This window comes from Bradyrhizobium sp. Kon58, assembly GCF_055807455.1.
Genome location: NZ_JBVVOT010000050.1, coordinates 21,042 through 27,253, shown reverse-complemented (window position 1 = coordinate 27,253; position 6,212 = coordinate 21,042). Strand labels below are relative to the sequence as shown.

Below are 6,212 nucleotides of genomic sequence, written 5' to 3'. Positions count from 1 at the left end.
CAGCTGGCTCTGCACCATGCGCGGGTTGACGATGCGCCCCGCGGCGAAGGCGCCGACCATGCGGGTGACGCGGACCTGGCCGAGTTCGGGATCGACCTTCACCTCCGCGAACACCGCGCCATGGGCGTGCATCGCATATTCCTCCATTGCCGCCGGATTCGGCGCGCCGGTGCCGCGCGCCTCGACCTCCGCCACGCCTGCGCGCGCCAGAATCTCGGAATAGCTTTCGCCGCGGCTCTCGTCGTCGCGCCGGATCAACCTGCCATCGCGCGCGATCACGCCGGCATTGCCGGCGCCGAACAGCGGCGAGCGCTCGTCGCCGGTGGCGAGATCGGCGAGCTTCGCAACCACGGCCGCGCCTGCGCTATGGATCGCAGCACCCGCGGTTGCCGTATGTGCGGAGCCGCCGGCAATGCCGGCATCGGGCAGGTCGGACGTCCCGGCCTTGAACTCGACCCGGTCGATATCGAGCCCGAGTTCGTCGGCCGCGATTTGGGCCAGCGCGGTCCAGGCGCCCTGTCCCATGTCATGCGCGCCGATTTCCAGGGCGCCGGAGCCGTCGCGGCGAAGCACGGCACGCGCTTCCGCCTGGAACATCAACGCCGGGAAGGTCGCGGTGCCCATGCCCCAGCCGACCAGAAGACCATCGTCATCGCGCATCTGCCGCGGCTGCAGCGTTCGCTTCGCCCAGCCGAAGCGCGCGGCGCCTTGCTCGTAGCAGGCGCGCAGCGCCTTGGACGAGAACGGTTTGCCGGTGATGGGCTCGACCTCAGCATAGTTCTTCAGACGAAAGGCGAGCGGATCGATGCCGCAGGACCAAGCCATCTCGTCGATCGCGCTTTCCAGGGCGATCGAGCCGGTCGCCTCGCCGGGCGCGCGCATGAACAAAGGCGTGCCGGTGTTGACGCGCACGGCGTCATGCGAGGTGCGGATCGCAGGCGCCGCATAGAGCGTGTGCGAAGCATCGGCCGCAGGCTCGTAGAAATCGTCGAACGTGCTCGACACGGTCCTCGCATGGTGCTCGAGCGCGGTCAGGCGCCCCTCGCCATCGGTGCCGATGCGCAGCCGCTGCCGCGTCGGCGCGCGATGGCCGACCGGGCCGTACATCTGCTCGCGGCGCAGCACCAGCTTGACCGGTTTGCCGACGAGCTTTGCCGCCATGATTCCGAGGACCGGAGGACCAGCCATGAGCCCCTTCGAGCCGAACCCGCCGCCGAGGAACGGGCTGCGGATGTGGATCTTGTCGTGCGCGATGCCGAACAATTCGGCGACGCGCGCAAGCGACAGCATGAGACCCTGGGTCGGCATGTCGATCTGCAAATTGTCGCCATCCCATGCAGCCACGATCGCATGCGGCTCCATCGCATTGTGATATTGCGGCGGCGTTTCGTAAACCGCGTCGATCCGCTTCTCGGCCGACGCAAGTCCCGCCTCGACATCGCCGCGATGATTTTCCGTGGGGTTGCCGACGCCGACGACCGGCGGCACGTAGCTTTCACCCGCGTCGAGACCGATGAGCGCGGGCAGCGTCTCGTAGCGCGGTGCCAGCAGCGCCGCGCCCTCCGTCGCCGCCTCCAGCGTCTCGGCGATCACGACGGCGATCGGCTGGTTGGCGTAGCGGACCTCGTTGCTCTGCAACACCTCCATCCGGAATACGAATGGATTGGTCTTGATCTCGGGGTCGATCGCGAGCTCGGGCTTGTGGTCCGATGTCATGATTTCGACGACGCCGGGGTGGCGTTTGGCAGCGCTGACATCGAGCGAGGTCACGCGGCCGCGCGAAATGCTGGCGACGGCCATTACCGCAAACAGCATGCCGGGCGGATGATTGTCGGCGGCGTAGGTCGCCTGGCCCTTGACCTTGAGGACCCCGTCGCGGCGGGTCAGCGGCTGGCCGATGTTCGAGCCATGGCGCAGATGAGCGGGCGCGCTGGTGAGATTAAGCTCGGGCATGAATGGCTCCGGACGTCGAGGCAAAGGGAGAGGCCGGCAGCGGGGGGATGCGCGCGGGCGTACCGGCGGCGGCGAGGCTCAGCGCGCGCACGACGATGCGGCGCGCGAGCTCGATCTTGAAGGCGTTGTCGCCGGACGGTTTTGCGTCGGCGAGCGCGCGCGAGGCGGCTTCCTGGAAAGCGTCCACCGTGGGCGCGACGTTCCTGAGCACGTCCTCCCCAGCGCGGGCGCGCCAGGGCTTTGCGGCGACACCGCCGAGCGCGAGCCGCGCCTCCACGATCTTGCCATTCTCGATCCGCAGCGCAGCCGCCGCCGAGACGACGGCAAACGCGTAGGACGTTCGATCGCGGACCTTGAGATAGCGCGCATGCGCGGCAAAGCCGCGCGCAGCGGGCGGCAGGCGCACCGCGACGATGAGATCACCCGGTTCGAGCGCCGATTCACGCTCGGGCGTATCGCCGGGCAGGCGATGCAGTTCGTCGAGCGCGATCTCGCGCCGCCCGTTCCTGCCCTCGATCTCGACGAAGGCGTCGAACGCGACCAGCGGCACGCAGAAGTCGGATGGATGCGTGGCGATGCAGTTTTCGCTCCAGCCGAGCACGGCGTGGGTGCGGTTCTCGCCATCGCGCGCGTCGCAACCGCTGCCGGCCTCGCGCTTGTTGCAGCGGCTGGCGGTGTCGTAGAAATACGCGCAGCGCGTCCGTTGCAGCAGATTGCCGCCGACAGTCGCGGCATTGCGCAATTGCGCCGATGCGCCGGAGAGCAGTGCTTCGGCGACGGCCGGATAGGCCTTGGCAAAGTCGGCGTCATGCGCGAGATCGGCGTTGCTCACCAGTGCGCCGATACGCATGCCACCGTCGCCGAAGCGCTCGATCCGATCGAGGCCGTCGAGATGGGTGACGTCGACCAGACGATCCGGACGGCTGACGCCGCCCTTCATCAGATCGAGCAGATTGGTGCCGGCGGCAAGATAGACGGCGCCTGGTTGCGCGGCGGCGGCGACGGCCTCGGCGACCGTGGCGGGCCTGACATAATCGAACTGCTTCATGCGGAGCGCCTCTGATTGGATTCGTCCATACCGGCCTGCGCGTCGAGCACGGCATCGACGATGCCGGCATAGGCGCCGCAGCGGCACAGATTGCCGCTCATGCATTCGCGAATGCGCTCGGGATCGTTGCCGGCCTGCGCCTCGCTCATCATGCCGATCGCGCTCATGATCTGGCCGGGCGTGCAGAAGCCGCACTGAAAGCCGTCATGGGCGATGAAGGCGGCCTGCACGGGGTGAAGTTGGTCGCCGCGCGCCACGCCCTCGATGGTGAGAATGTCGGCGCCGTCATGACTGATCGCGAGCGCGAGGCAGGAGTTGATGCGCTTGCCGTCGACGAGAATGGTGCAGGCGCCGCATTGGCCGCGGTCGCATCCCTTCTTGGTTCCGGTCAGATGGAGGCGCTCACGCAGGAGATCGAGCAACGTGACGCGCGGATCGTCGAGGACGAAGTCGCGCCGCGCACCGTTCACGGTGAGGCTGATGGAGTGGTTCATACAAGGCTCCGATCAGATATAGACATGAATCGTCGCGCAGCGCGCCACCGCCGTGGCCGCCGTCGACATGCGCTCCCCGAACATCATCCGGGCAACGACTTCAGCGAAGATACGGAGGCAGCCTCCGCTTAACAAGTGCCGGCGGGAAATATTTGGAATTCGTCAAAAGCCCGTGCGCATCAACGCGATGCAGCCCCACAAGGGTTCAATCTAACCAATTCGTGATCTACATTGCCGGCATGGACGAGCACACCGACCAGACCCGTAAGCCCCGCGCCGATGCCGTGCGCAATCGCGAGCGCGTGCTCGAGGCCGCCAAGGCCGTGTTCAACGCGGGTGGTCCCGAGGCGAGCCTGGAGGCGGTGGCAAAACGTGCCGGCGTCGGCATCGGCACGCTCTATCGGCATTTCCCGACGCGCGAGGATTTGTTCGAGGCGGTGTACCGGCGCGAGGTCGAGCAGCTCAGCGAGCTCGCCGAGCAGTTGAAGAACGGGGACCCGGTCGATGCGCTCAGGCGCTGGCTGCACTCAGGCGTCGAATTCGTTGCCACCAAGAAGGGCATGGTGGCAGCCCTGGCACTCGCGGTGCAGAGCGGGTCGGAGTTGCATGCTTTTTCCTTTGAGCGCCTGACCAAGGCGATCGGCTCGCTGCTCGACCGCGCAGCCGCGGCCGGCGCGATGCGCGCGGACGTCAGTCCCGAGGACTTGCTCCGCGCGTTCTTCGGCATGTGCTACATGCACGACCAGCCCGGCTGGCAATCCTCGGTGCTGCGGATGCTCGACGTGTTCGTCGACGGTTTGCGGGTGCGGCCTGTCACGAAAGCCAGGGTACGCGCGGCCGCCAAGCCTGCGAAGCCGGCTGCAAAGCGGAAGCGATAGCCCGCGAGATGTGCTAGGATCGGCGCCGCCGGGATTTCAACGCGGAGCCTGTCATGCGCATCGCCGCCTTGCTGGTCTTTCTCAGTGTCGCCTTCGGTCCCATCTCGGCGCGCGCCGACGATGTCGCGACGGCACAGGATATCATCCGCGCCCAGGAGCAGGCATTCGGCCGCGACGACGCGCGCGCGGCCTATTCCTACGCCGCACCGGCGATCCGGGAGATCTTCCCCGCGCCCGACATCTTCATGTCCATGGTGCAAAACGGCTACCCGCCGGTGTACCGGCACAAGAGCTTTGAATTTGGCGACAGCAAGAGCGAGGGCAGCCGCATTGCCCAGCACGTTCATATCATCGATGCCAATGGCGAGGCCTGGGAAGCGCTCTACACGCTCGAGCAGCAACCGGACGGCAGCTACAAGATCACGGGTTGTTCGCTGCTGAAGGCGGGACAGGCAGTCTAGGTCGCAAAACCCGGGCCGGTCTTGACGGCATTCATCCGCGAGCGGATCAGCAGCGTCAAGACGATGCCGATATTGAGCGCGTTCCACGCCACGCCGTTGGCGAACGCAGCCGCATAGGAGCCCGTCGCGTCGAAGATGACGCCCGAGACCCAGCCGCCGAACGACATGCCGAACACGGAGGCGAAGATCACGATGCCGACTCGGGTTGCGGCCTCGCTCGCCGGCATCGCCTCGCGCACGATGATGGCATAGCTCGGCACGATGCCGCCCTGGAACAGGCCGAACATCGCGGAGATCAAATAGAGCGAGGTCAGGCTGTCGAAGAACAGGTAGAATACGAGCGCAAAGCCCTGCGCCAGCGCACCGATCAGAAGCGTCGGGATGCCGCCGATCTTGTCGGCGAGATAGCCCGAGCCGATCCGGCTGACGATGCCGCAGGCCATCATCAGCGACAGCATCTCGGCGCCACGCGCCACGCCATATCCGAGATCGCCGCAATAGGCGACGATATGCACCTGCGGCATTGCCATGGCGACGCAGCAGGAGATGCTGGCGATCGAGAGCAGCACCGTCAGCGTATTGGTCGAGAGCTTGAGGCCGACCCGCGGCGGCGCTGCATTGGCATGATCGTGAACCTTGTCGTCGCCCATCTGTGCGCGCAAGACCAGCACCAGGATGGTCATCAGGCTGACGCAGACGAGGCCGATGCCGATATGAGTGAAGCGCCAGCCGATCGTCTGCATGCCTGTGCTCACAAGCGGGGGCCACATCGTGCCGGCGACATAATTGCCGCTCGCGACTATGGTCACGGCCAAGCCGCGATAGCGCTCGAACCAGTGCGAGGCCTCCGCCATCAGCGGCGCGAAGGTCGCCGACGTGCCGAGCCCGATCAGGAAATACGCCGCCACGAACTGCCAGAGCTGGGTCGACAGACCCGCCAGCACGTTGGCGACGCCGAGGAAGGCGATGCTGATTGCCATCGCCGCCACGATTCCAAACCGATCTGTGATCCTGCCGGCGATGACGCCGCCAAGCCCGAAGCCGAACATCATCAGGGTGAAAGCCAGCGACACCGCGCCGCGCGTGGCGGAGAATTCGGCCTGCACCGCGGGAATCATGACGACGATCGCCCACATGCCGACGCCGCCGATCGAACCGATCAGAAGCGCAATGACGAGGCGCATCCAGGCCTGACGCGAATCAGGGGTGAATGCTTCGGGTGTTTGTCCTGATTGATTTGGCGCGTGCACGGGCGGGACCATGGCCCGCGGATCGCCACAGGGTCAAGCATTGTGGCGCGATATTGGGCATGCACGGTGCACTGCGGTAAGAAGGAGCTTGGCGAACGCGCGTTTTGTCATTATTTTGCAAATCAGCG

6 protein-coding genes are annotated in these 6,212 nt (G+C 66.2%); 2 read left to right on the top strand and 4 right to left on the bottom strand.

What is annotated here, in order from left to right; all coding sequences use genetic code 11:
• The 3 genes from AC0L20_RS38000 to AC0L20_RS37990 all read right to left on the bottom strand — a co-directional run.
• Positions 1-1,953 (bottom strand): xanthine dehydrogenase family protein molybdopterin-binding subunit (locus AC0L20_RS38000; RefSeq protein WP_473295391.1); only part of this gene is annotated, 1,953 nt, incomplete at its 3' end.
• Positions 1,940-3,001 carry an FAD binding domain-containing protein gene (locus tag AC0L20_RS37995; protein WP_473295390.1) on the bottom strand — a complete coding sequence of 354 codons (1,062 nt, stop codon included), beginning with the start codon at positions 2,999-3,001 and terminating at the stop codon, positions 1,940-1,942. The genes AC0L20_RS38000 and AC0L20_RS37995, both read right to left, overlap by 14 nt.
• Positions 2,998-3,495, bottom strand: coding sequence for a (2Fe-2S)-binding protein (locus AC0L20_RS37990; protein ID WP_027568188.1), 498 nt, complete (start codon positions 3,493-3,495; stop codon positions 2,998-3,000). Before AC0L20_RS37990 ends, AC0L20_RS37995 begins: the two co-directional genes overlap by 4 nt.
• A 239-nt stretch (positions 3,496-3,734) precedes the next feature.
• Between AC0L20_RS37990 and AC0L20_RS37985 the strand changes: the two genes are divergently transcribed.
• Positions 3,735-4,373 carry a TetR/AcrR family transcriptional regulator gene (locus AC0L20_RS37985; protein ID WP_473295392.1) on the top strand — a complete coding sequence of 213 codons (639 nt, stop codon included), beginning with the start codon at positions 3,735-3,737 and terminating at the stop codon, positions 4,371-4,373.
• Positions 4,374-4,426: 53 nt separating this feature from the next.
• A complete protein-coding gene (locus AC0L20_RS37980) occupies positions 4,427-4,834 on the top strand; it encodes a DUF4864 domain-containing protein (protein WP_247398827.1) in 408 nt (135 codons plus the stop codon).
• On the opposite strand, the gene AC0L20_RS37975 is transcribed toward AC0L20_RS37980, so the two are convergent.
• Positions 4,831-6,096, bottom strand: a complete 1,266-nt coding sequence (locus AC0L20_RS37975; RefSeq protein WP_473295389.1) for an MFS transporter — start codon at positions 6,094-6,096, stop codon at positions 4,831-4,833. The two genes, AC0L20_RS37980 and AC0L20_RS37975, sit on opposite strands and share 4 nt — an antisense overlap.
• Positions 6,097-6,212: the final 116 nt, after the last annotated feature.